The organism is Streptomyces sp. NPDC094034 (genome assembly GCF_040303865.1).
Classification (GTDB): Bacteria; Actinomycetota; Actinomycetes; order Streptomycetales; family Streptomycetaceae; genus Streptomyces.
The window spans coordinates 81,045-104,160 of record NZ_JBEOUD010000020.1; the positions used below are offsets into that span (position 1 = coordinate 81,045).

Annotated in this window: 16 protein-coding genes; 6 read left to right on the top strand and 10 right to left on the bottom strand. The window is 70.5% G+C overall.

Annotated features, from left to right (window positions below; translation table 11 throughout):
- The 6 genes from ABTZ59_RS19575 to ABTZ59_RS19600 form a co-directional block, all read right to left on the bottom strand.
- Nucleotides 1-1,602: a hypothetical protein gene (locus tag ABTZ59_RS19575; protein ID WP_351403357.1), complete on the bottom strand. Its 1,602-nt coding sequence runs from the start codon at nt 1,600-1,602 to the stop codon at nt 1-3.
- Nucleotides 1,599-2,237, bottom strand: coding sequence for a DUF6084 family protein (locus ABTZ59_RS19580; protein ID WP_351403364.1), 639 nt, complete (start codon nt 2,235-2,237; stop codon nt 1,599-1,601). The genes ABTZ59_RS19575 and ABTZ59_RS19580 overlap by 4 nt, the downstream gene beginning before the upstream one ends.
- Entirely contained in the window at nt 2,234-2,980 is a 747-nt protein-coding gene (locus ABTZ59_RS19585; RefSeq protein ID WP_351403368.1) for a DUF5947 family protein, read from the bottom strand. Before ABTZ59_RS19585 ends, ABTZ59_RS19580 begins: the two co-directional genes overlap by 4 nt.
- Nucleotides 2,977-3,930 carry a NifU-related iron-sulfur-binding protein gene (locus tag ABTZ59_RS19590; protein WP_351403376.1) on the bottom strand — a complete coding sequence of 318 codons (954 nt, stop codon included), beginning with the start codon at nt 3,928-3,930 and terminating at the stop codon, nt 2,977-2,979. The genes ABTZ59_RS19585 and ABTZ59_RS19590 overlap by 4 nt, the downstream gene beginning before the upstream one ends.
- Nucleotides 3,931-3,982: 52 nt before the next feature.
- Nucleotides 3,983-5,767 carry a nickel-dependent hydrogenase large subunit gene (locus ABTZ59_RS19595; protein ID WP_351403383.1) on the bottom strand — a complete coding sequence of 595 codons (1,785 nt, stop codon included), beginning with the start codon at nt 5,765-5,767 and terminating at the stop codon, nt 3,983-3,985.
- A 153-nt stretch (nt 5,768-5,920) separates the two neighbouring features.
- The gene (locus ABTZ59_RS19600) at nt 5,921-7,009 is read right to left on the bottom strand and encodes an NADH-quinone oxidoreductase subunit B family protein (RefSeq protein ID WP_249950459.1); all 1,089 of its coding nucleotides are present in this window, start codon (nt 7,007-7,009) and stop codon (nt 5,921-5,923) included.
- Nucleotides 7,010-7,328: 319 nt separating this feature from the next.
- Here ABTZ59_RS19600 and ABTZ59_RS19605 point away from each other — a divergent pair, with 319 nt between their 5' ends.
- Complete coding sequence (locus ABTZ59_RS19605) at nt 7,329-8,909, top strand: substrate-binding domain-containing protein (protein WP_351403390.1); 1,581 nt, start codon at nt 7,329-7,331, stop codon at nt 8,907-8,909.
- Here ABTZ59_RS19605 and ABTZ59_RS19610 read toward each other — a convergent pair.
- Nucleotides 8,903-9,154 carry a hypothetical protein gene (locus ABTZ59_RS19610; RefSeq protein WP_351403395.1) on the bottom strand — a complete coding sequence of 84 codons (252 nt, stop codon included), beginning with the start codon at nt 9,152-9,154 and terminating at the stop codon, nt 8,903-8,905. The two genes, ABTZ59_RS19605 and ABTZ59_RS19610, sit on opposite strands and share 7 nt — an antisense overlap.
- Nucleotides 9,155-9,170: 16 nt before the next feature.
- Nucleotides 9,171-10,316 (bottom strand): inorganic phosphate transporter, encoded by a 1,146-nt coding sequence (locus ABTZ59_RS19615; RefSeq protein ID WP_351403402.1) that lies wholly within the window; start codon nt 10,314-10,316, stop codon nt 9,171-9,173.
- A 391-nt stretch (nt 10,317-10,707) separates the two neighbouring features.
- Between ABTZ59_RS19615 and ABTZ59_RS19620 the strand changes: the two genes are divergently transcribed.
- The 4 genes from ABTZ59_RS19620 (at nt 10,708) to ABTZ59_RS19635 (ending at nt 19,316) form a co-directional block, all read left to right on the top strand.
- Nucleotides 10,708-13,608, top strand: a complete 2,901-nt coding sequence (locus ABTZ59_RS19620; RefSeq protein ID WP_351403407.1) for a carbohydrate-binding protein — start codon at nt 10,708-10,710, stop codon at nt 13,606-13,608.
- A 20-nt stretch (nt 13,609-13,628) separates the two neighbouring features.
- Nucleotides 13,629-16,361, top strand: a complete 2,733-nt coding sequence (locus tag ABTZ59_RS19625) for a ThuA domain-containing protein (protein WP_351403415.1) — start codon at nt 13,629-13,631, stop codon at nt 16,359-16,361.
- A gap of 169 nt (nt 16,362-16,530) precedes the next feature.
- Entirely contained in the window at nt 16,531-17,958 is a 1,428-nt protein-coding gene (gene mptB, locus ABTZ59_RS19630) for a polyprenol phosphomannose-dependent alpha 1,6 mannosyltransferase MptB (RefSeq protein WP_351403424.1), read from the top strand.
- Nucleotides 17,955-19,316, top strand: coding sequence for a glycosyltransferase 87 family protein (locus ABTZ59_RS19635; protein WP_351403434.1), 1,362 nt, complete (start codon nt 17,955-17,957; stop codon nt 19,314-19,316). The genes mptB and ABTZ59_RS19635 overlap by 4 nt, the downstream gene beginning before the upstream one ends.
- On the opposite strand, the gene ABTZ59_RS19640 is transcribed toward ABTZ59_RS19635, so the two are convergent.
- The gene (locus ABTZ59_RS19640; protein WP_351403441.1) at nt 19,228-20,532 is read right to left on the bottom strand and encodes a PP2C family protein-serine/threonine phosphatase; all 1,305 of its coding nucleotides are present in this window, start codon (nt 20,530-20,532) and stop codon (nt 19,228-19,230) included. The two genes, ABTZ59_RS19635 and ABTZ59_RS19640, sit on opposite strands and share 89 nt — an antisense overlap.
- Before the next feature lie 322 nt (nt 20,533-20,854).
- On the opposite strand from ABTZ59_RS19640, the gene ABTZ59_RS19645 reads away from it, so the two are divergent.
- Nucleotides 20,855-21,508, top strand: a complete 654-nt coding sequence (locus tag ABTZ59_RS19645) for a DUF4232 domain-containing protein (RefSeq protein ID WP_351403447.1) — start codon at nt 20,855-20,857, stop codon at nt 21,506-21,508.
- A 47-nt stretch (nt 21,509-21,555) separates the two neighbouring features.
- Here the strand turns inward: ABTZ59_RS19645 and ABTZ59_RS19650 are convergent, their stop codons facing one another.
- Nucleotides 21,556-22,983, bottom strand: coding sequence for a CAP domain-containing protein (locus ABTZ59_RS19650; RefSeq protein ID WP_351403455.1), 1,428 nt, complete (start codon nt 22,981-22,983; stop codon nt 21,556-21,558).
- Between the last annotated feature and the right edge of the window lie 133 nt (nt 22,984-23,116).

Genomic DNA, 23,116 nt, shown 5'->3' on the forward strand with positions numbered 1-23,116 from the left:
TCAGCCCCTTCCTTCGCCGTCCGTCGCGGGCGCCCGGGCGGGCTCCGGCACGGGATTGGCCAGGGGATCCGGCAGGGCATCCGGCACGGCTTCCACCAGGGGTTCCACCTCGTCGGGGCGGAAGTAGAGGAACCGGCCCTGCTCGCGCCGTACATCGGTGCCCGGATCCCCGTCCACGGTGACCGCGATATGGGTCTCGCCGTCGAAGTCCTCCAGCACCGCCTCGACCGTCGCCGGGCGCCCCGCGAGGAAGATGTCCTGGGCGTCGGACCTGCGCTGTCCCGGCTGGAGCAGCACCCTGCTCCCGGCGGCGAGGACCTGTCCGTCAACGGTGACCGCGCCCTTGCCCGGCGCCGATGCCGCGTCCTGGGCGGGGTCCCACCAGGGCAGTCCTGGGCCGGTGGGCAGCCGGAGCCCGGTGGTGGGGGACAGGGCGGACGGCGGCATGACGGCCAGATCGATACCGGGGTCGTCCGAGGACAGCGCCCCGCCGGGGACGTCACCGGCCGTGGTACGCGCGGCCGGACCCCTCGTCAACTCGCCGGTCACCTCGCGCAGTCCGCGGATCGCGCCGTGCAGCCGCTCCCACACCTCGGCCGGCATACCGTCCACCAGATCGATCACCTCGGCGGCGCGGGCATCCGTCCCGCGCGCCTCGCGCTTCTCCCGTTCGGTGAGCGCGGCCGTACGCAGCGAGAGGATCTCGTCGATCTCGGTGGCGTCGTAGAGCGGACCCGGACTCTCCGCCGCGACCTCGGGATGGTCGTCGAGGATGATCGGCGACGACAGCATGACCTCGTCCCGGCCCTCCCCGCGGGCGAGCGCCGGCCAGGTGTGTTCATTACGGCAGGTACGCGCCGCCGGCCGGGCCCACTCCGGCGGATCGGCCATCGACAGGAACCGTCCGCCCGGCAGCCCCAGCAGCAGATGCGCCCCGATCAGGCTGTGCGGCAGGGCGGATTCACGATCGTCCCGCTCGCGCGGGCCGGGTGCCCAGGTGGACACATTGTGTACGGTCGCGGTCAGCCGCAGCGCCCCGTAGGGACCGGGCAGCGGCTCGGTGGTGAGCCGGATCTCGCCCGCCAGCGGCCGGCTGTGGCGTACCAGACGTCCGACGACCCGGGCCGCGCCGCCGTGCACCGGCTCGTGCTCCACCCCGCCCGGCAGCTCGAACCGCAGCGTGTGCCCCTCCCCGGTGAGCCGGCCGAGCGGTACGTCGAGTTCGACGCGCTCCTCCTCGCCCTCGTCCCAGGGCACCAGCACCCGGTCGGGCAGGTCGAGTTCGGCCACCTCGGTCCAGCTCTCGCCGTCCGGCGACAGGCGCTCGACCGAACGGCGGCGCACATGGAGGAAGCGCAGCTCCACGAGGAGCCGGTCGGCGCCGCGGGGCTCCAGGAGGCATTCCGTACGCTGCCAGGCGTGCTCCCCGTTCGCGTCGCCCCAGGCCGGCGGCACCAACACGCCGAACTGCCAGCGCAGTTGGTTCTTCCGAGCGGAGGCGCGGTACGGATACAGCACATACCCCTCGAACAGCAGCGCGTCCGCGACCCGGCGGGCCTCGGTGAAGCCCGCCGTCACCCGGTCCGCGGCGTTCCCGGTCATGGCTGCCCTCCTTCGGCGGTGCGCAGCAGCTCCTCGAAGACCCGTTCCCAGGAGGGCAGGGCCCGCCGTGAGCGATAGCGGCGCAGGGATTCCAGACAGTCGTCACGCACCCGCAGCCAGCCCGAGCCGGGGAAGTACTGCTCGATCATGTTCTGCCAGACCTTGACCGGCAGCCGGAAGGCGGTCTCCTTGTGCCAGGGGACCGGCTCCGCCGTGAAGCCGCGCTCACCGGTGAAGACCGTGCCGGAGAACAGCAGCAGGAGTGGGATCTCACCGTCCGCGAGGGCACGGAAGTACTTGGCGGACGCCACCTCCATGTCGTACGTACAGGCCACCGGCAGCTCGATCTCGGTGGCGCCCGTGAAGCCAGGCACGGTCACCGACGCATGGGCGAACTGGAGTGGTTTGAGGGTGCTGCTCCACCGGTCGGGCTCGCCGAAGAGATCGCCGAGCATCTCCATCTCGGCCGGGGTGTAACGCCGTTGGACGGGCTCGATCCGGAGCTGGCAGCGCAGCGCCAGGGCGTGCACCCGCGCCCCGTCGGCCGCCTCGATCCGCAGCCGGAACAGCAGGGTCGGGCCGGCGCCGTACGGCTCCGGCCGTACATCGAGACAGGAGAACTCCAGCTCGGTCATGGGCCGTCCTCCTCCTGGGCCGGCGGGCGGGCCTTGGCCCGGACCCGGGCGAAGAACTCCGTCAGATCCGCGCGTGCCTCGGCGCCGCCGTCGAACCCCTGCCAGTGCAGCCGCATCCGGCCCACCAGCTCGTAACAGGCGTCGATGGGCACCAGATAGCAGTCACCCGGGCCCAGCCCCTCCGCGTCGCGCTCGCGCCGGATCAGCAACGCCTCGGTGTCCGGCCGCAGCAGCGCCGCCAGCCGGCTGTGGCCGAGCACATCGCGCCAGGTCCCCGGATCCAGCTCGCTCTCCGTGGCGCCCGCGGGGCTGGGGTAGAACGCGGCCGGCCGGTCCAGCGCGGAGTTGCGGAAGAAGAAGGCGAGACCGACCGGGATCTGGAGCCGGTTCCAGCTCTCCTCGTCCAGGGTGAAGTCCGGGTCCTTCAGATACCGGTCGGGCACCGCGCGGAAATGGCCCGCCCCCGCGCCCGGCCGGGTGAACAGCAGATAGCAGCCGGTGCAGGCGCACATCAGTGACCGCTTACGGGTGTCGACCAGATGCCGGTGCTCACCGGACAGCGGCTCGGCGCACAGCTCGCAGCGTTCCCGCGCGGGCGGCGGGCGGCGGGTGAACCCGCGCAGCCCGGCCGGGGCCGACCGGGCGCCCGGTCCGTCGAGGGGCCGCGGTCTCGCGCCCCGCCCTCCCGTGGTCTGCTCCGCTGTGCCGGGGGCGCCCCCGGCCGCGGCGCGCCGGGCCGTCATGTCCCCGTCCCCAGCAGGATGCCCGGCAGCGCCACCCGTACGGAGCCGTTCTCCTCCAGCAGCGGTACGGGCTCCAGATGGCCGCGCTCGCCCAGTCCGGCCCGCCGGATGTCGTACTCCGCCGCGCAGGACGGACAGCGCAGCCGTTCGCCGTCCACCCTCGCCCCGCCCAGCCGGCCCGCACAGCCGGGACAGTGGTCGCGGTACGCGTACAGATTGCCGGGCAGCCGGATGAGCAGCAACGGGATGGTGCCCGCGCTCTCGTACACGGTGGACTCGCCGTCGGCGAGAGCCGGCAGCCGCGTCAGCGACTGCCACTCGGCCGCCGCGCCCGTCGGCGGGATGCCGTCGGCCGGCACCGCGCGTTCGGGGGTGTCACCGGTCGGCGCGTCCGGGGGCCGGGTCGTGATCTGGAGGAGCCTCGTCCGCGGCTGTTCCTCCGTCACGCCCTCCACCTCCACCGTCGAGATCTCGGGGACGCGCCGGGCCACGGCCTCCTCGATCGTCCAGCGCACGGTCTGGGCGGAGGACGGACAGCCGTCACAGCTGCCCCGCAGCCGCAGCCGGAGGGTGAGTCCGTCCGCTCCCTCGTCACCCTCCGGGTCGATCCCGGCGATGTCCACATCGCCCGCGTGCGACCCCAGATACGGGCGGACCTCGTCCAGTGCCCGCCCCACCCGGGTCAGCGTGTCCTCGGGGTGGAGGTCGTGCAGCACCAGCAGTCCGCCGACGAGTTCGTCACCGCCGAGCAGGGTCAGCGGGTCGGTGCCCTCCGGCGCGTCGCGCAGCAGCTCGACGACACGGGCCAGCCCGCACCCGTAGAACTCGACGATGCTGTGCACGAGTTCGTCCGCGAGATCGCGCCCCGCGGGCCCCATCGATCTGCCGAGATCATCGAGCAGCGCGGCGATATGCTCACCCGTCTGCCGCTCCTTGGCCGTTGCTGCCATGTCACGGTGCCTTTCCTCCGCTGGGACGGCCCTCGGGGTGGATCCGGGTGGCTCAGCCGGCGAGCCCGCTGAGCCCGGTGGGCATATGTGTCTCCTGGATGGTCCTGCCACCGCCGACGTACATATGGACGCCGCACGGCAGACACGGGTCGAAGCTGCGCACCGCCCGCATGATGTCGATGCCCTTGAAGGAGTCCGGGGGGTTCTCCTCGAAGATCGGGGTGTTCTGCACCGCGTCCTCGTACGGGCCCGGTGTGCCGTAGGAGTCACGCACGCTGGCGTTCCACGGAGTGGGCGGGTACGGGTGGTAGTTGGCGATCTTGCCGTCCCTGATCACCATGTGGTGGGAGAGCACACCGCGTACCGCCTCGCTGAAGCCGACGCCGATCGACTCGTCCGGTACGTCGAAGCTCTCCCAGGTCTGGGTGTGACCGGTGCGGACCTCCTCCATCGCCCGCTCGGCGAAGTGCAGCGCGCAGGCGGCGGCGTAGGCCTGGAAGTAGGTGCGCGCGCGGTTGCGCTCCAGCGCGTTGCTCCACTGGGGGATCCGCCACTCGAAGGTGGTCTCCGGCTTGGTCATGGTGCGCGGCAGATTGATCTCGACGCTGTGTCCGGTCGACCGCACGTAGCCGAAGTCGACCAGTCCCGACAGGGCGGTGGACCAGAGCCGGGCGAGGGGGCCGCCGCCGGTGTCCAGGGCGAGGTGCTGCGTACCGTCGAACCAGCGCGGCGACATCACCCAGCTGTACTTGTCCTCGAAGTTCCGCTTCTGCGGTGCGGGGATGGTGTGCTGGTTCCACGGATGGCGTTCGTCCACCGGGTTGCCCAGCGGGTCGCGCTCGACGAACTTCTCCTGGCCCGCCCAGTCGTCGTAGTACGAGCTGCCGAGCAGGATCCGGATGCCGAGGTTGATGTCGACGAGATCGTTGGTGATGAGCTTGCCGTCGACGATGATGCCCGGTGTGACGAACATGCGCCGTCCCCAGTCGGACATGTTCCGGTAGGTGAAGTCGCAGTGCTCCGGGTCGTTGAACGCGCCCCAGCAGCCCAGCAGCACCCGCCGCCGGCCGACCTCCTCGTACCCGGGCAGCGCCTCGTAGAAGAAGTCGAACAGATCGTCGTGGAGCGGGACGACGCGCTTCATGAACTCCACGTAGCGCGTCAGCCGGGTCAGATAGTCCGTGAACAGCTGGATGGTGGCCACGGTTCCGACGCCGCCGGGGTAGAGCGTGGAGGGGTGGACATGCCGCCCCTCCATCAGACAGAACATCTCCCGGGTCTCCCGGCTGACCTGGAGCGCCTCACGGTAGAACTCGCCCTCCAGCGGGTTGAGCGAGCGCATGATGTCCGCGATGGTGCGGTAGCCGTGGTCGCCCGCGTGGGGGGCCTCGGTGCGCTCGGCGAGCTCCAGGACGCCGGGGTTGGTCTCGCGGACCATCTTCTCGCAGTAGTCCACCCCGACCAGGTTCTCCTGGAAGATGTTGTGGTCGAACATGTACTCCGCGGCCTCGCCGAGGTTGATGATCCACTCGCCGAGGTGCGGGGGCTTCACGCCGTACGCCATGTTCTGCGTGTACACCGAGCAGGTCGCGTGGTTGTCGCCGCAGATGCCGCAGATCCGGCTGGTGATGAAGTGCGCGTCCCGGGGGTCCTTGCCCCGCATGAAGACGCTGTAGCCGCGGAAGACGGACGAGGTGCTGTAGCACTCGGCCACCCGCTTCTGCTTGAAGTCGATCTTCGTGTGGATACCGAGGCTGCCCACGATCCGGGTGATCGGATCCCAGGACATCTCCATCAGGCCGTTGCTGTCCTTGGCTCGCTTCGTCGTCGGCGCCATGGGGTGCGCACCTTTCCTCAACGGTGGGGGGAACGGATCACCACGGGGTGGGACCACGAGGTGGGACCACGGGGATGGATCGCGGGGCTCGCGGGGATGGATCGCGGGGTTCGCGGGACTCGACCACGGGGCTGGTTCACCACGCGGAGGGGTTCACCACGGGGGCTGGTAGCCGGTCAGGACCTTGTCGCCCTTGCGCCGCCACTTCGGTTCCTTGTCGACGGTCCTGGCCGTGACTCCGCGCAGCTTGCGGATGACCTTGCCGTAGGCCCCGCTGGCCGCCGCCGACACATGGCCGCCCGGTGGCTCGTCCATGAAGGGCATGAACTTGTCCGGGAAGCCGGGCATCGTGCAGGCGATACAGATGCCGCCGACATTGGGGCAGCCGCCGACGCCGTTGATCCAGCCGCGCTTGGGGACATTGCACTTGACGACCGGGCCCCAGCAGCCCAGTTTCACCAGACACTGCGGTGAGCCGTACTCGGTCGCGAACTGGCCCTGCTCGTAGTAGCCGGCCCGGTCGCATCCCTCGTGGACGGTCGCGCCGAACAGCCAGGTCGGGCGCAGTTGTTCGTCGAGCGGGATCATCGGCGCGGATCCGGCGGCCTGGTAGAGCAGATACAGCAGAGTCTCCGAGGCGTTGTCCGGGTGGACCGGACAGCCGGGGATGCAGACGATCGGGATGCCCGCCCCGGACTTCCAGTCCCAGCCCAGATAGTCGGGCACCCCCATCGCACCGGTGGGGTTGCCCTCCATGGCGTGGATGCCGCCGTACGTGGCGCAGGTGCCGATGGCCACGACCGCCAGCGCCTTGGGGGCGAGCCGGTCGATCCACTCACTGGTGGTGATCGGCTGCCCGGTCTCGGGATCGTCGCCGAATCCACACCAATAGCCTTCGCGCTTGATCGATTCATTCGGAATGGATCCCTCGATGACGAGCACGAAGGGTTCGATCTCCCCGCGGTCCGCCTTGAAGAACCATTCGACGAAATTGTCGGCGCCCTGCACGGGGCCGCACTCGAAATCGATCAGGGGCCAGTGCACCGCCACCTTGGGCAGTCCGGGAAGGGCGCCGAGGGCGATTTCCTCGATGCTCGGCTGGCTGGCCGCGGTGAGTGATACGGAGTCCCCGTCGCAGCTCAGACCCGCGTTGATCCAGAGGATATGGACCGTCGGGTCTTCTGTCTCGTTCTCTCCGCCGGGAGTCGCGTTGCCCTCGGAGACCGGTGTGGCGGTATCCATCATCCCCTCCTCGCGGGAATCGGGGTGAGGCCTCCGGGGAGGGGTACGCACAGGAATGGCGAGCCTCTCCCACGAGCCTCCCCCCATGGATAACCGCAAAGGGGGGCTTTGGGTAAGTGCGGGATGGACCTATGAATCGTTCCGCGAACGCGCCCACATGAGGACCGGGTCTTCGCCGCCCCGCTGAACCTTTGGTGAACGAGGACACACGGAGCAGCGAAGTGGGCGGCCCGTCGCCCACGGCGACCGTACGGTGACCGGACGATTTCATCATCGGTCGCTTGTTCGAGTCCGGGTTTTTCGAGGGGGGCGCACGGCCATGGAATGGCTCAGCGCGGAAAACATCATCGCTATCGGTACCGCGGTCCTCGGTATCGTCGCTTCACTGGGGGTGCTCTGGTACGAGCGGCGCGTACCACGGCGCACCCGCATCGGCTACCGGGTCCAGCTGGACACCCCGGTGAGCAGCGCCGAGCGCACCGGCCGGGCCGGGGTCAGGCTCGGCCTCTTCCAGGACAACCCGCAGCTCTCCGACGCCACACTCGTCCTGCTGCGCATCGAGAACGACGGCTCCCAGAGCATCGCGGACGCCGACTACACCGGACGCGAACTCCACGGTCTGACAGCGGAGTTCACCTCCCGCACGATCCGGGGCATCGCGGTCACCGCACCGGGCGGAGCCGACCATCTGCTCGACCACTTCACCCCGTCCGCCGGGCTGCGCTACGCCGACGACAGCGTCTATCTGCCCCGGGTGCCGCTCAACCGCGGCCAGTACTTCAAACTGCTCGTCCTGCTCACCGGGGGTCAGGTCGGCGACGCGATACAGGTCACCGGCGGCATCAGGGACGGCGGGATCTACCCGAACCGCGGTATGACGCCCGACGACGCCCTGCCCGTGTTCAGCAGGGCCTCCCGGCTGATCATCGTGCTGCTGACCGTCTGTGTGGTCGCGCTCGCCTCGATCATCGTCGTACGCGACGACGTCCGGCCGCCGATGGGGTGCGCGACGGGCGAGCTGACCATCACCGGCTCCACCGCTTTCAACCTGGTCGCCCAGGAACTCGCGGACAAGTACGAGAAGGACTGCGCCGGTTCCACCGTGCGCGTCGACTCGCACAGCAGTCGCGAGGGCATCCAGGAGCTCAACGAGCGCGGCGCCGCCGCGAAGGGCGGGTCACCCGCGCTCATCGCCCTCTCCGACGGCCCCAAGACCGACGGCTTTCCCCGGCTGCGGGAGAACCCGGTCGCCGTCTCCGTCTACACCCTGGTCGTCAACGACTCGGTCGAGCTGCCCGGTCTGACGGCCGATCAGGTGCGCCGCGTCTACCGCGGTGACCTCACGCGATGGAACGCGCCCGAGCTCGGCGGTCCCGATCTGCCCATTATCCTCGCCAGCCGGAAATCCGGCTCGGGGACCCGTGACATCTTCCAGCGCACCGTGCTCGGCGGTGAGTTCGAGCAGGCCGTCTCCTCGGCCGACTGCCGCCGGAAGGACGACGGGCGCGCCCGGGTCTTCCGCTGCGAACTGGACAGGACGGACCGGGTCCTGTCCACCGTGGCCGCCACTCCGGGGGCCATCGGGTACACCGAGCTGCGCTCGGGCAGCATGCCGAAGGGGCTGCATCCGCTGAGTCTGGACGGACAGTACGCCTCCGTGGACACCATCGCCGACAGTACCTATTCGTTCCGGGAGATCGAGTACGCGTACACCTACGGGAATCCGCCCGCCGATTCCCTTGTGTCCAGCTTCCTCAACTATCTGCTGCGCGGCAGCGGCCAGGACGTGGTCCGTACGCATGGCCATCTGCCGTGCTCCTCGCCCAAGGGGCAGAGCGTCTGCGTCGGCGTACCCCCGGGCGAGGACGCGGGCGGCGCCTCGGGCGGGGCCGCTCAGTGAAACTGAGGGACGATCAGATAGAGCCCGTACGCGACCGCCGCCGCGCAGGCGAGGAAGCAGAGCGCGGCGACGGCCTTCGCCCCCGCGGTCGGCGGACGGACCCGGGCCCCGTCCCTGGGCCGCACGCCGTTCACGTCCCGTGGTGTCAGGGCACGCACGCCCAGTGAGAAGACGATCACGACCCCCACGGTGGCGCCGATGCTGACGAGGGCCACTTCCCCGAGGTCGTTCCAGTTCACAGCCATGCGGTCCCTGCTCCCTTCAGGCCTTCGCCCTGGCGGCTCCCGAGCGGACGGTCACGGTGCGCTCCTCGTTGACATTGCCCGGAGTGACGGGATGCCGCCGGGAGACGATCACGATGAAGACGGCCACGGCCGCGGCGGCCAGGGCGATGACGATGGTGCCGATGGTTCCGCCGTGGACGACCATCACGGCGGCGAGCGCGCCGACGGCCGCCGCGGCCGGCAGGGTGATGCACCAGGCGATGAGCATCCGCCCCGCGATTCCCCAGCGGACCTCGGCCAGCCGCCGGCCGAGGCCCGCGCCGAGGATCGCACCTGAGCAGACCTGGGTGGTGGAGAGGGCGAAGCCCAGATGGGCGGAGGTGAGGATCACGGTCGTGGCGGACGACTCGGCGGCGAACCCCTGGGGGGCGCGGATATCGGTGAGGCCCCGGCCCATGGTCCTGATGATCCGCCAGCCGCCGAGATAGGTACCGAGGGCGATGGCCAGCCCGGCCGAGCCGATCACCCAGAGCGGTGGTCCCGAGCCCGGCGCCAGCGCCCCCACGGAGATCAGGGTGAGAGTGATGACGCCCATGGTCTTCTGGGCGTCATTGGTGCCGTGCGCCAGCGAGACCATCGAGGCGGAGACGACCTGCCCCAGCCGGAACCCCCGGTCGACGGAGGCGCCCCGGCCCCGGACGGTCAGCCGGTAGGCGAAATAGGTGGCCGCGAGGGCGGCGATCCCGGCCACCACCGGTGAGGCGACCGCCGGAAGAACGATCTTCTCGATCACCTCGTCGAAATGTACGGCGTCGCGCCCCGCGCCCACCCACACGGCGCCGATCAGCCCCCCGAACAGCGCGTGCGAGGAACTGGAGGGCAGTCCGAGCAGCCAGGTGGTGAGATTCCACAGAATGGCACCGATCAGCCCGGCGAAGACCATGCCCGGCGTGACCAGGGCGTCGTTCACGATGCCGCCGGAGATCGTTCTGGCGACTTCGGTGGAGAGGAACGCGCCCGCGAGATTCAGTACACCGCTGATCAGTACGGCGACCTTGGGGCGCAGCGCTCCGGTGGCGATCGAGGTCGCCATCGCGTTCGCGGTGTCATGGAATCCGTTGGTGAAGTCGAACGCCAGAGCGGTCAAGATCACCACCGTCACAAGAAAAGTGATGTGGTCCATTCATCGCATACAAGCGCAGATGCCGGTGTCCGGACGCCGGGGGGAGCGAGGACACCAGGCGCTTCCTCCCAAAGGATGAGTGGATCAGCCACTTCCCGCCGTGCGCCGAGGGGGGCGCCCGGGGGCGTGCCCGAACGGGCTCCCGGGGCGCGACCGGGATTTTGACACGGCCTTGACAAATTATGGCGGCGTTGCCAGCATGCAAAACTCTCGCGAGTTTTCGCAATCCGTCGATGCCGCACCGAAACACTCCGCCAGAACGATTCCACTGCACCACGGGTGACGGGACATCACCCGCGCACGCAGGCTTCGCACCCAGTGAGACGGCAGCGTGGTTTCGCGTGCCCGCATGCCTGGCTCACGCCCCCCACCAGGTCAGGAAGGAAGCTCCATGTCTGGACCGTCAGCACTGTCAGGGCCGCCGAAACGGAGGCGGACATGGTCGAGATGGCTCACCGCTCTCGCGTTGATCGTCGCGGGCGGTGCCGTCACAGGACCCGCCGCGGGCGCCCCCGCCCCCGACTCCGCCGCCATGGCGGCCGCCGCGCCCGCCGCCCCCGCGGTCATTCCGCCCGGCGACTACCAGCAGGTGCAACTGGCGCTCGGGCCAGCCGAGTTGGGCGAGGCCATGTCGCTCGCGGTGCTGCCGGACCGCGCGGTCGTGCATACCGCTCGCGACGGCACGGTGCGATTCACCGACGCCGCGGGCAACACCAAGACGGCCGGGAAGCTCGACGTCTACACCCATGACGAGGAAGGGCTCCAGGGCATAGCCGCCGACCCCGGCTTCTCCTCCAACCGCTATCTCTACCTGTACTACTCACCCAAGCTGAACACCCCTGGCGGCGACGCCCCGGTCACCGGCTCGGCCGCCTCCTTCGAGCCGTGGAAGGGCCATCTCAATCTCTCCCGGTTCACCCTGAAGACCGACGGCACCCTCGATATGGCCAGCGAGAAGGTCGTCCTCGAAGTGCCCAACGACCGCGGCCAGTGCTGCCACGTCGGCGGGGACATCGACTTCGACGCCGCCGGGAACCTCTATCTGACCACCGGTGACGACACCAACCCGTTCGAGTCGAGCGGCTACTCACCGATCGACGAACGGACCGACCGCAACCCGCAGTTCGACGCCCAGCGCTCCTCCGGCAACACCAACGACCTGCGCGGCAAGGTCCTCAGGATCAAGCCGACGGCCGCCGGCGGCTACACGATCCCGGCCGGGAACCTCTTCGCCCCCGGTACCGCGCAGACCCGCCCCGAGATCTACGCGATGGGCTTCCGCAACCCCTTCCGGATGTCGGTCGACAAGGCCACCGGGATCGTCTACCTCGGCGACTACGGACCCGACGCCGGAGGCACCGACGGGGGCGGGCGGGGACCCAGCGGTCAGGTCGAGTTCAACCGCATCACCGCACCCGGCAACTACGGCTGGCCGTACTGCACCGGCACGAACACCGCCGCCGAGACCTACGGCGAGTACACCTTCCCGAGCGGTCCCACCGGGGCGAAGTACAACTGCGCCGGAGGCCCGGCCAACAACTCCTTCCGCAACACGGGCCAGGCCACGCTGCCCCCGGCCAAGCCGAGCTGGATCAGGTACGGCGGCGACGCCGGCTCCCCGCCCGAGTTCGGCGGCGGCTCCGAATCACCCATGGGCGGACCGGTCTACCGCTACGACGCGAATCTGAACTCAAGTGTGAAGTTCCCGCAGTCCCTCGACGGCCGCTTCTTCGCCGGTGAGTACGGCCGCAAGTGGATCAAGGCCATCGAGGTGAAGGCCGACGGATCCCCCGGCGTCATCGAGGCCTTCCCCTGGACCGGCACCCAGGTCATGGACCAGGCCTTCGGCCCGGACGGCGCGCTGTATGTGCTCGACTACGGCACCGGCGCCGGTAACCAGGCCCTCTATCGCGTCGAATACCTGGCCGGCAGCAACCGCAATCCGGTCGCCGTCGCGGCGGCGGACAAGACCTCCGGGCCCACCCCCCTGACCGTCGCGTTCTCCTCGCAGGGCAGCTCCGACCCCGAGGGCAAGGCCCTCACCTACGCCTGGGACTTCGGCGACGGCTCCACCTCCACCCAGGCCAACCCCTCCCACACCTACACCACCAAGGGGACCTTCCGGCCGACGCTGACGGTCAAGGACCCGGAGGGGCTCACCGGCTCGGCGAGCCTGGTGGTGACGGCGGGCAACACCGCGCCGACCGTCAATCTCACCGTCCCCAAGGACGGTGAGCTGTTCTCCTTCGGTGACACCGTGCCCTTCACCGTCACCGTCACCGACCCCGAGGACGGTGCCATCGACTGCGCGAAGGTCAAGGTCACCTATCTCCTGGGCCATGACGAGCACCGTCACGCGATCACCTCGAAGAACGGCTGCACCGGCACGATCGCGGTGCCGACCGACGGTGAGCACGACAGCGCCGCCAATATCTACGGTGTCTTCGACGCCGAGTACACCGACACGGCGGGACTGACCACACACAGCGCCCGTATCCTCCAGCCCCGCCACCGGCAGGCCGAGCACTTCTCGGCCCAGTCCGGCATCCAGGTGGCCGCGCACGGCCCCGCCGAGGGCGGCAACACCGTCGGCTTCACCGACAACGGCGACTGGATCTCCTTCAAGCCCTACGCGGTGGGGAACGCCAACAAGATCACGGCCCGGGTCTCCTCCGCCGGCCCCGGCGGCACGATCGAGGTACGTACCGGATCGGCCACCGGCACGCTGCTCGGCACGGTGACCGTACCGAACACCGGCGGCTGGGAGACCTTCACCGACGTCTCCGCCAATCTGACCAACGCACCGGCCGGGACAACGGAGTTGTTCCTCGTCTTCAAGGGACCCACGGGACAGGGCAACCTCTTCGACGTGGACGCCTTCACCTTCGCCACCGGCACCGGTGCCACCAGCCAGACGGTGGAGGGGGAGTCGTACACCTCGTCCCAGGGCGTCCAGATCGCCGACCATGCCCCGGCCAGCGGCGGCAAGACGCTCGGCTACATCGACAACGGTGACTGGGCGGGATACGCGTCCGTGCCGACGGCCGGGACCAAGACCTTCAGCGCGAAGGTCTCCTCGGGCGGCGCGGGCGGCACCATCCAGATTCGCTCCGGTTCGGCGACGGGCGCACTGCTCGGCTCCGTCGCCGTCCAGCCCACCGGCGGCTGGGAGACCTTCACCACCGTCTCCACCGCCCTGACCGGTACCGCCGCCTCCGGAGCGCTGTTCCTCTCCTTCACCGGCGGCGCGGGCTCCCTGTTCGACATCGACACCCTCACCCTCACCAAGTGAAGTGCCGGAAAGGGACCGTGATGTTCCGTCAACCCCCACGCCGACCGTCCGCCGGCCGACGCCGGATACCGTCGGCTCTCGCCTCGGCCCTCGTGGCCACCCTCGCCCTCATCGGGGCGTTCCTGACACCGGCCGTCACCGCGCAGGCCGCCGACCCCGCCTACAAGGTGCTCGTCTTCTCCAAGACGGCGGGCTTCCGGCACGACTCCATTCCGGCCGGTACCCAGGCAATCCGTGATATCGGTGCGGCCAACAACTTCACGGTGACGGCCACCGAGGACGCCGCCGCCTTCACCCAGGCCAATCTGGCTCAGTTCAAGACGGTGGTGTTCCTCAGCACCACCGGCGACGTACTCAACGACGTCCAGCAGTCGGCCCTCCAGTCGTACCTCGACGGTGGCGGCGGCTATGTCGGCGTGCACGCGGCGGCCGACACCGAGTACGGCTGGCCGCAGTACGAGGGGATCGTCGGCGCCTGGTTCAAGAGCCACCCGGCGATCCAGCAGGCCACGCTGAAGACCGAGGACCGGGCCCACGCGGCCACCGCCCACCTCGGGCAGACCTGGTCCAGGACCGACGAGTGGTACAACTACCGGACCAATCCCCGTGCCAACGTGCGTGTGCTGCAAAGTCTCGACGAAAGCAGCTACAGCGGCGGGGAGATGAGCGGCGACCACCCCATCACCTGGTGCCACCCCCAGGGCAACGGCCGGTCGTTCTACACCGGTCTCGGCCACACCGCCGAGTCCTACGCCGACCCCGCCTTCCGCTCCCTGCTCCTGGGCGGAATCCGGTACGCGGCGGGCTTCGCGAAGGCCGACTGCCGGGCGGAGAGCGGCTACACCCCGATCTACAACGGCTCCACCACCGGCTGGTCGCAGGCCGGTCCCGGCAGCTTCACCAACACCGACGCCACCCTCACCTCGACGGGCGGCATGGGGCTGTTCTGGTACCGCGCGAAGGAGTACAACGCGTACTCCCTCAAGCTCGACTGGAAGATGCAGGGAGACGACAACTCCGGTGTCTTCGTGGGCTTCCCCGCCTCCGACGACCCCAACTCGGCGGTGAACCAGGGGTACGAGATCCAGATCGACGCCACCGACACCGCCGACAGAACTACGGGCGCGGTCTACGGCTTCAAGTCGGCGGACATCGCCGCCAGGGACGGCGCGCTCAACCCGCCGGGGGAATGGAACGGCTACGAGATCCGGGTGGAGGGGGAGCGGCTCCAGGTCTTCCTCAACGGCGTGAAGATCAATGACTTCACCAACACCGACCCCGCCCGGTCCCTGGCGCAGGGCTACATCGGCATCCAGAACCACGGCGCCGGCGACGATGTGTCCTTCCGCAACATCCGGATCAAGGAACTCGGCGGCACCGGCACACCTCCGTCGACCTTCGAGGGCGAGTCGTACACCTCGTCCTTCGGGGTGCAGCCCGCCGACCACGCCTCCGCCAGCGGAGGCAGGACCCTCGGCTATATCGAGAACGGCGACTGGGCCGGCTACGCACAGGCATCGCTCACCGGGACCAGGACGTTCACCGCGAAGGTCTCCTCGGGCGGTACGGGCGGCACCATCCAGGTCCGCTCCGGATCAGCCACCGGACCAGTGCTCGGCTCACTGGCCGTACCGAACACCGGCGGCTGGGAGAACTTCCGTACCGTCTCCACCACACTGACCGGCACCCCGACCGGACCGGTCTTCCTCACCTTCACCGGCGGGGCCGGCTCCCTCTTCGACATCGACACCTTCACCCTGGAGAAGCAGGCGGTGACCGCCGCCCTGTCGTCCAATGTGCATCTCTTCTACTACCCGTGGTACGGCAGCCCCGTGAAGAACGGCGGCTACCGCCACTGGCAGCAGGGCGGCCGTACCCCGCCGCAGGACATCGGCGCCGACCTCTACCCGAAGCTGGGGGCGTACGACTCCGGTGACTTCGCCGGGGCCGTCGCCCAGCACATGCGCTGGATCAAGCAGTCGGGCGCCGGTGTCCTCGTCTACAGCTGGTGGGGGAGGGGCGGTTACGAGGACACCCTCGCCAAGGGCGTGCTGGACGCCGCCCAGCAGCAGGGTGTCAAGGTGGCCTGGCACATCGAGCCGTACGCGGGGCGCACCGCGGCCTCCGTCGTCTCCGACATCCAGTACCTCAACTCCACCTACGGAAGCCATCCCGCCTACTACCGCGACGCCGAACACAACAATCGCCCGGCCTTCTACATCTTCGAGAGCCTGAAGATCACGGACTGGGCCGCACTCGACCAGGTCACCCAGAACAACACGGTCCTGGCGCAGACCACCGACACCTCCAAGATCGCGCACTTCTCGGGCCTCTACACCTACGACGGCATCGCGGGCGCCACCGCCCCCGGCTGGAAGCAGGCCGGTGACTACGCCAAGGCCAACGGTCTGATCTGGGCGCCCTCGGTGGCACCCGGCTATATCGACGATCGCGCGGTACCGGGCAACACCACCCCCACGGTCGGCCGGGACAACGGCGCGGCCTACGACAAGCAGTGGAACAACGCGCTCGACCCGGCCATCGGCGGATCGCCCACCTGGGTCTCCGTCACCTCCTTCAACGAGTGGCACGAGGGCAGTTCGATCGAGCCCGCGGCCGCCAACCCGCCCGCCGGTTTCGGTTACCAGACCTTCTCCGGCGCGTACGGGAAGACCGGGGCCGAGGCGGAGACCGTCTATCTCGACCGCACGAAGTACTGGGTGGGCCAGTTCGACGCACGGCGCGTGCGCTGACGCCGTGACCGGCTGATCCGTCACCCGCTGCCCGCCGCGCGGCGGACACCGTACGGGCCCCGGCATCCCGCCGGGGCCCGTACCGGCTTAAGACAGCGGCTATTCGCCTGCCACCCGGCCGTGGTGATCACGTCGTCTTCCGGCCACCCCCTCCTGCGAGCCTCCACAAATGCTCGCCCTGAACGCTGATGTGGACCCGAACCGATGCCGGACGCTGGGGCTCGCGGGGTCCGTCGCGCTCACCGTCGGCGGGCTGACCGCGGGCGCGCTGCCGGTACGCGACGCGCTGCTGCCCTCCTCGGGCCGGGCCGCCCTGGGCGTGCTCTTCGCGTACTTCGGTCTCGTCCTGCTGATCGCGGCCTGGTGGTGGCTGGGCCGCGCGGTACGCCGGCCCCGCCCGCCCGCTCCCCGGGAACTGCTGGTGACGCTCGCGATCTGGGCGGCGCCCCTGCTGATCGGACCGCCCCTGTTCAGCCGCGACGTGTACAGCTATCTCGCGCAGGGCGCGATGGTCGACGCGCGGATCGATGTGTACACCCATGGGCCCGCGCAGCTGGGCGGCCCGCTCGCCACCGAGGTCGCGCCCGTATGGCAGCACACCCCCGCGCCATACGGCCCGGTCTTCCTCGCCATCGCCGCCAAGGCGTCCGATCTCGCCCATGTCGACATGTCCGCCGGGGTGTTCGGCATGCGGCTGGTCGCGCTGCTCGGGGTCGCGCTGATGATCGTCTTTCTGCCGCTGCTCGCCGATCGCTGCGGCGTCGACCGGTCCGCCGCGCTCTGGCTCGGCGCGCTCAACCCCCTCGTACTGCTGCATCTCATCGCGGGAGCCCACAATGACGCCCTCATGCTGGGCCTGCTGGGCGCCGGACTCGTGGCGGCTCTCGGCGGCTGGCCGGCCAGGGCCGCGGTCCTTGTCGCGCTCGCCGCGCTGGTGAAGGCGCCCGCGGCGCTGGGGCTGCTCGCGGTGGCCGCGCTGTGGTCGGGCCGGCTCACCGGCCGGGCGCCCACGGTCAGAGCCGCCGCCCTCACCTGCGTCATCGCCCTGGCCACCACCGCCGTGGTGACGGCCGCGACCGGCACCGGCTACGGCTGGCTCAGCACGCTGTCCACCCCCGTATCCCCCGACAACTGGTCACTGACCAGCGCGCTCGGCAGGCTCAGCGGTGCGCTGCTGGACGCCGTGGGCAGCGGACTCGCCGACCGGGCCGTACCGGCGTGGCGCATGTTCGGTCTGCTGGCCACCGCCGCGGCCCTGCTGGTCCTCTGGCTGCGCCGGGTCCCCTTGGGGCCCGTCTACGCGCTGGCGCTGAGCCTGCTCGCGGTCTTCGCGCTCGGCCCGGCCTTCCGACCGTGGTACGCGCTGTGGGGGCTGTTCCTGATCGCCGCCGCCGCGCCCGAAGGACGGGTACGGCGCTGGGCGGCGGGCGGCAGCGGAGTCCTCGCCCTCGCCTTGTTGCCCAGCGGATCCCCACCCGACGCCATGCAACTGACACTCGCCGTGGGCGGCGGCGCGCTCGCCCTGATCGCGCTGTACTGGATGTTCGAGATGTCCGGCTCCGGCACGGTCCACTCCCGGACGCGGGTGGCGTCATGAGGCGGCCGCGCTCCATCCTGACCGGCACCGGCGGACGGCCGGCTCTCGCGGCGCTCCTCGTCGTGGCCACCGCCGTCTTCCTGGCCACCGTTCCCCTGCACCGCGGCTTCTTCGACGTCGGTGTCTACTACGGCACGGTCAACGACTGGATCCACCAGGAAGGCCGGATCTACGACTATCTCCGGCCCGGTACGCACTACGGCTTCACCTATCCGCCCTTCGCCGCCGTCGTCATGCTGCCGATGGCGCTGGTCTCCTGGCATGTGGCCATCGCCATCAGCACCGTGCTGAGCGTCGTGGCCTCGGTGCTGCTGCTGCGCTGGCTGGCCACTCCGGCCGTGCGGCGCCTGGTCGGGCAAGGCGTGGAACCGGGCCGTGACGGAGAGCCGGCGCGACGGGAGCGACGACCGTGGTTCGTGTTCGTCGTGGCCGGGTGTCTGTTCGCCCTCTTCGAGCCGGTCCGCGACACCTTCAGCTTCGGCCAGGTCAATCTGCTGCTCGTCGCGCTTGTCTTCGCCGACGCGCGGCTGCTCGCCACCGGGCGCGGCCGGTACGCGGGCATCGGCATCGGGCTGGCCACCGCGATCAAGCTCACGCCCGCGCTGTTCATCGGCTATCTGCTGGTCACCGGCCGTCGACGGCAGGCCGCGGTGGCGACGGGTACGGCCGGCGCGGCCACCCTGCTCGCCGCCCTGGTCGACCCCGGCGCCTCCCGGGCCTTCTGGACCGGCGCCCTGTGGGACACCGACCGGGTCGGCTCGCTCAGCTATGTCTCCAATCAGTCGCTGCAAGGTGTCCTGGCCCGGCTCCAGCCGGAGCATCCGAGCCGACTGGTGTGGCTGATCTGCGTCCTGGCCGTCCTCGCCGTCTGGGCGTACCGCTCCCGCGCGGCGGTGCGCGACGGCGACGACAGGACCGGATTCGCCCTGACCGGCCTCGCCGCCTGCCTGGTCTCTCCCGTCACCTGGGTGCACCACCTGGTCTGGCTGGTGCCGGCCCTGCTCATCCTGACGGACTCCGCACTGAGCAGGAACCCGGGCGAGCGCAGGCGCTCACTCGCGGTGTGCGCCGCGCTGTATGTCGTCCTGTGCAGCAGCGTCGTCTGGCTGTGGCGATGGGACTCGACCGGCCTGGACGCGTTCCTCGGCGCCAACATCTATGTCTGGATCACCCTCGGCCTGCTGTTCGTGGTCGCGAGCCCGGAGAGGAGCGCGCGATCCGCGGCCGCGCCGGGTGCCGGACGGCTGCCCGGGGCCACGGCCGCCGTCGTCACCGACGGGGTGGCCGCCACTCGATCAGCAGGAGTGTGGCGTCGTCGCGCAGTTGATCCTTCTGGTGATCCAGGATCGAGTGGATGATCCGGCGCAGCGTCTCGGGGGCCCGCTCACCGGCCGCCGCCCCCCGGATGATGGAGTCGGTGAAGCGGCGGAGCCCGAGCCGGCCTCCGCCCTCGACCCTCGCCTCTGTCACGCCGTCCGTGTACAGCAGCACCCGGTCGCCGGGTTCGAGCGGCATTTCGTAGGCCGCGCGCGGAGCCGTGGAGAACTGCGCGGGCAGCCCCATCGGAGGCTGCTCGGGCCGCTCAAGCGCCGCGTCGAGCACCCGCTGCCCCCGGATGAGCAGCGGCGGCGGATGGCCGCAGTTGCACCAGCGCAGGAGCCCGTCCGCCAGGTCCAGCTGCGTGATGACGCCGGTGCAGTACTGGTCGGGCAGCCACTGGCCGAGCGCCTGGTCGATGGTGTCGACCAGCTTGGGCAGGTCGGCTCCCGCGCGGCGGGCGTTGCGGCAGCCCGCCACGGCCACGGTGGTGGTCAGCCCGGAGGCCAGATTGTGGCCCATGGCGTCGAAGATCGCGGCGTGCAGGGTCGACTTGGTCAGTGAGTGATCGAAGGCGTCACCGCCGATGTGGTACGCGGGCTCCAGCACCGCGGTCGACACGGCGTGGTCGTTGCCGATGGTCCGCGGCGGCAGCAGAGCGCGCAGCATCTCCGCGGGCAGATCCATGGGTTCGGTACGTGACCGTCGCGCGATGCTGTCGCTGTAGGCGCGCTTCGAGGTGATCGCCATCGCGAGCACGGACGCGAGCATGCGACAGCGGCGCAGCCGGGTGGGGTCGAGCGCCACCGTCCGGATACCGAGGATGCCGAGCCGCTCCGCTCCGTCGACCAGCGGCAGCCAGGCCATGAGCCCTCCCTCGGGGCTCTCCTCGACACGGAGATCGATTGTGCGATAGGCCCACCCCGCGGTCGAGGTGTCCACCGCGATGGTGGACAGTCCATGCGTCAGCGGGGTCAGATACCGCTGCTGGAGGTCGACGAGATAGATGACGATGTTCTCCACGCCGAGCAGCGGCGCGCACCGGTCGACCAGGACGGGCAGATCCATCGGCGCCACGGTGTGGACCTCGGCGAGCAGCGTGTGGAGCAGTCGCTCCGTGGCGGCGGGTACGTCGCCGGGCGTGGGAACGGGAGCGGGCGTGGACGTGTGCGCCGGCGCGCGAGCGGGCGGGTTCACGAACGGGGGCACGGCCGCGAGTGCGGGATCGTCGCCGGGGGCGGGGGATCCGGTCGCCATCGCCGATCACCTCCTCCTCTGAAGTCTCACACCGCCACCGTGGTTCCGCCCGGCCGGACAGGGCGGGGATCCCGTGCCGGATCCGGTGCCGGATCCCGTGCCCCGGCCTCGGACAAGAGCGCTCCCCGCTTTTCCGGGTATACGTACGAGGGGCCCGACGGGCATACGCGCGAGCGATGGGCAGGTGAGCAGGGTGTCCGATCACTTCCGGATCTTCAGGACGGCGTCCCAGGAGCGGGGCCGGGACGAGGACAAGATCGCTGAGGGGGAAACGGGCAGGTCACGACCGGCGCGAGCCGGAAGGGCATGGCGGCGCGGCGCCATGGCGGCATCCATAGGGCTGCTGGCCGTCGCGACCGCGGCGTGCGGCGGCGGTGGCGGCTCCGGCGGATCCCCGGCGTCGGCCCCCGAGGGCTCCGGCGGACCCGCCTCCTCGGCCCCGTCCGCGGCCGCCCCTGTGGAGAGCGGCGGGGACGGGGCCCCGAGTGGGACCAGCGCGCCGCCCTCGTCCATGGCCCCGGTCCAGTCGGCGCCCTCGGCGGGACAGAGCGGTACGGGGCAGGCGGCCGCCGCGCCGTCGCGGTGTACGGCGGACCAGTTGGGGCTGAGCCTGGGCGCGCCGGACGTGGGCGCCGGCAACATCCGCTACGACCTGCGGCTCGTCAACAAGGGCGCGGGTGCCTGCGCACTGCGAGGCTTCCCCGGCGTCTCGCTGCTCGCGGGTGACGGCGCGATCATCGGCAAGCCGGCCACCCGCGAGGGCGAGCAACTGCCCGCCGCGACGCTCGCTCCCGGAGGTACCGCGGATGTCACCCTGCATACGCTGAACAAGGGCATCAAGGGTTCCTCCTGCTGGGCCGCGCCCAGCCTCCTCAGGATCTATCCGCCCGGCTCCAAGGACGCCATGACGCTGCGGACTTCGCAGCCGGTCGTCTGCGGCGACACCTTCACCGTGACAGCGGTGCGCTCCGGCTGAGCGACCCCGGGCCCTGGCCGGCGGAGCTGTCCGAGCGTCCATGGCCCTCAGACCTGGCCGAAGAGCTGCGTCCAGTAGGTCCCGGCCGGTCCGCCACCCGCGAAGCCGACTCCCAGGTGGGTGAAGTCGGGCTTGAGGATATTGGCCCGGTGTCCGGGGCTGTCCATCCAGCTTTGGACCACCTCCCGCGGATCGCGCTGGCCGCAGGCGATGTTCTCACCGATGCCCCGGTGCGCGGCCCCCGCGGCGGCGGCGCGGTCCCAGGGCGCGAGCCCTTCCGGAGAGGTGTGCGAGTAGAACGCGCGCGCGGCCATGTCCGCGCTGTAGGCCTGCGCGGCCGCCGCCAGCTCCGCGTCGTCGGCCAGCGGACGGAGCCCGGCGCGGGTCCGCTCGGCGTTGGTGAGGGAAAGGACTTCCGCGACTGTCCGCAGCAGACCCGCCGTGGTGAACGGCGCCGCCCACAGGGCCGTCCAATAGACGTCCCCGGAGCGGGAGTCGTGGTGATGGGCGATGCCCGCGTCCGTCAGCGCCGGGTCGTGCAGCGGTCGCCGGGTCGCCCCGTCGCTCAGGCAGTACTCGATGAACTCGGCGGCGGTACGCGGACCGGAGACCAGTTGCTGGTCGATACGGAGATAGCGGTAGCCGCCCGTGGTGATCCGCTGGAAGACCGAGAGACCGCCGGGGCCCTCCGCGCTCAGCCGTCGCTGTCCGGCCATCACCGCCGCGTGGGCCCGCGCGGCGGCGGAGAGCCGCCCGTCCAGGGTCACCGGCGCGACACCCGCCCCGAGCCTGGCGGCCCGGACGAGCCCGACGAACTCCGCCTCCATACCGCCCGCCGGAACAGCCGGTACCGCGACGGCCGGCACGGGACTGGCAGAGCCGGGAAGGGCAGAGCCGGGAAGAGCAGACGCGGGACTGGCGGACGCGTGCACGGTCCGCGCGGGAACGGGCGATGGCGCCACCGGGCCGGGTGACGGGGATACGGAACCGGTCGCCTCTTCCGCGACCTCGACACCGAAATCACGGGCGATTCCGGCCAGTCCGTCCGCGTACCCCTGACCGAGGGCGCGCAGCTTCCAGGTGGCGCCGCGCCGATAGATCTCCGCCAGCAGCAGCACTGTCTCGTGGGTCGGGCGCGCGGGGGTGAACCGGGCCAGGACGCGTGCGCCCGCTCCGGCGACCGTCAGTACGGGGACGGGCAGCCGACCGAGGGGGGTGCCGGGCTCGGCGGGACTGACGACCACGGTGACCCGGCTCGCGCCCACCCGCAGCCGCCGGGGATCCACCCCGATGCCGTCGGCGCGCAGCCGGGCACCGGGGGCCGACGGCTGGTTGTAGAAGACGAAGTCGTCGTCACCGGCGACCTTCCCGCCGTCACCGGTGATCAGTACGGAGAGATCGAAGGGGCCCGCGACCCGGAACCACAGCTCCGTGTCGGGCAAGGGCATGTTTCCGCCGGGGACCAGCTCGTTCATCGGTACCGTCCGTCCGGATCGGGATCGGGTCGGGGCACATCGGCCCGGTGTGACGCTGCCCAGGGAACGTCGCGGGAGGGCCCGACGGTTCCGTATGGGCGCGAGGGTCGCGAACGGAGGAGAATGGGAGCGG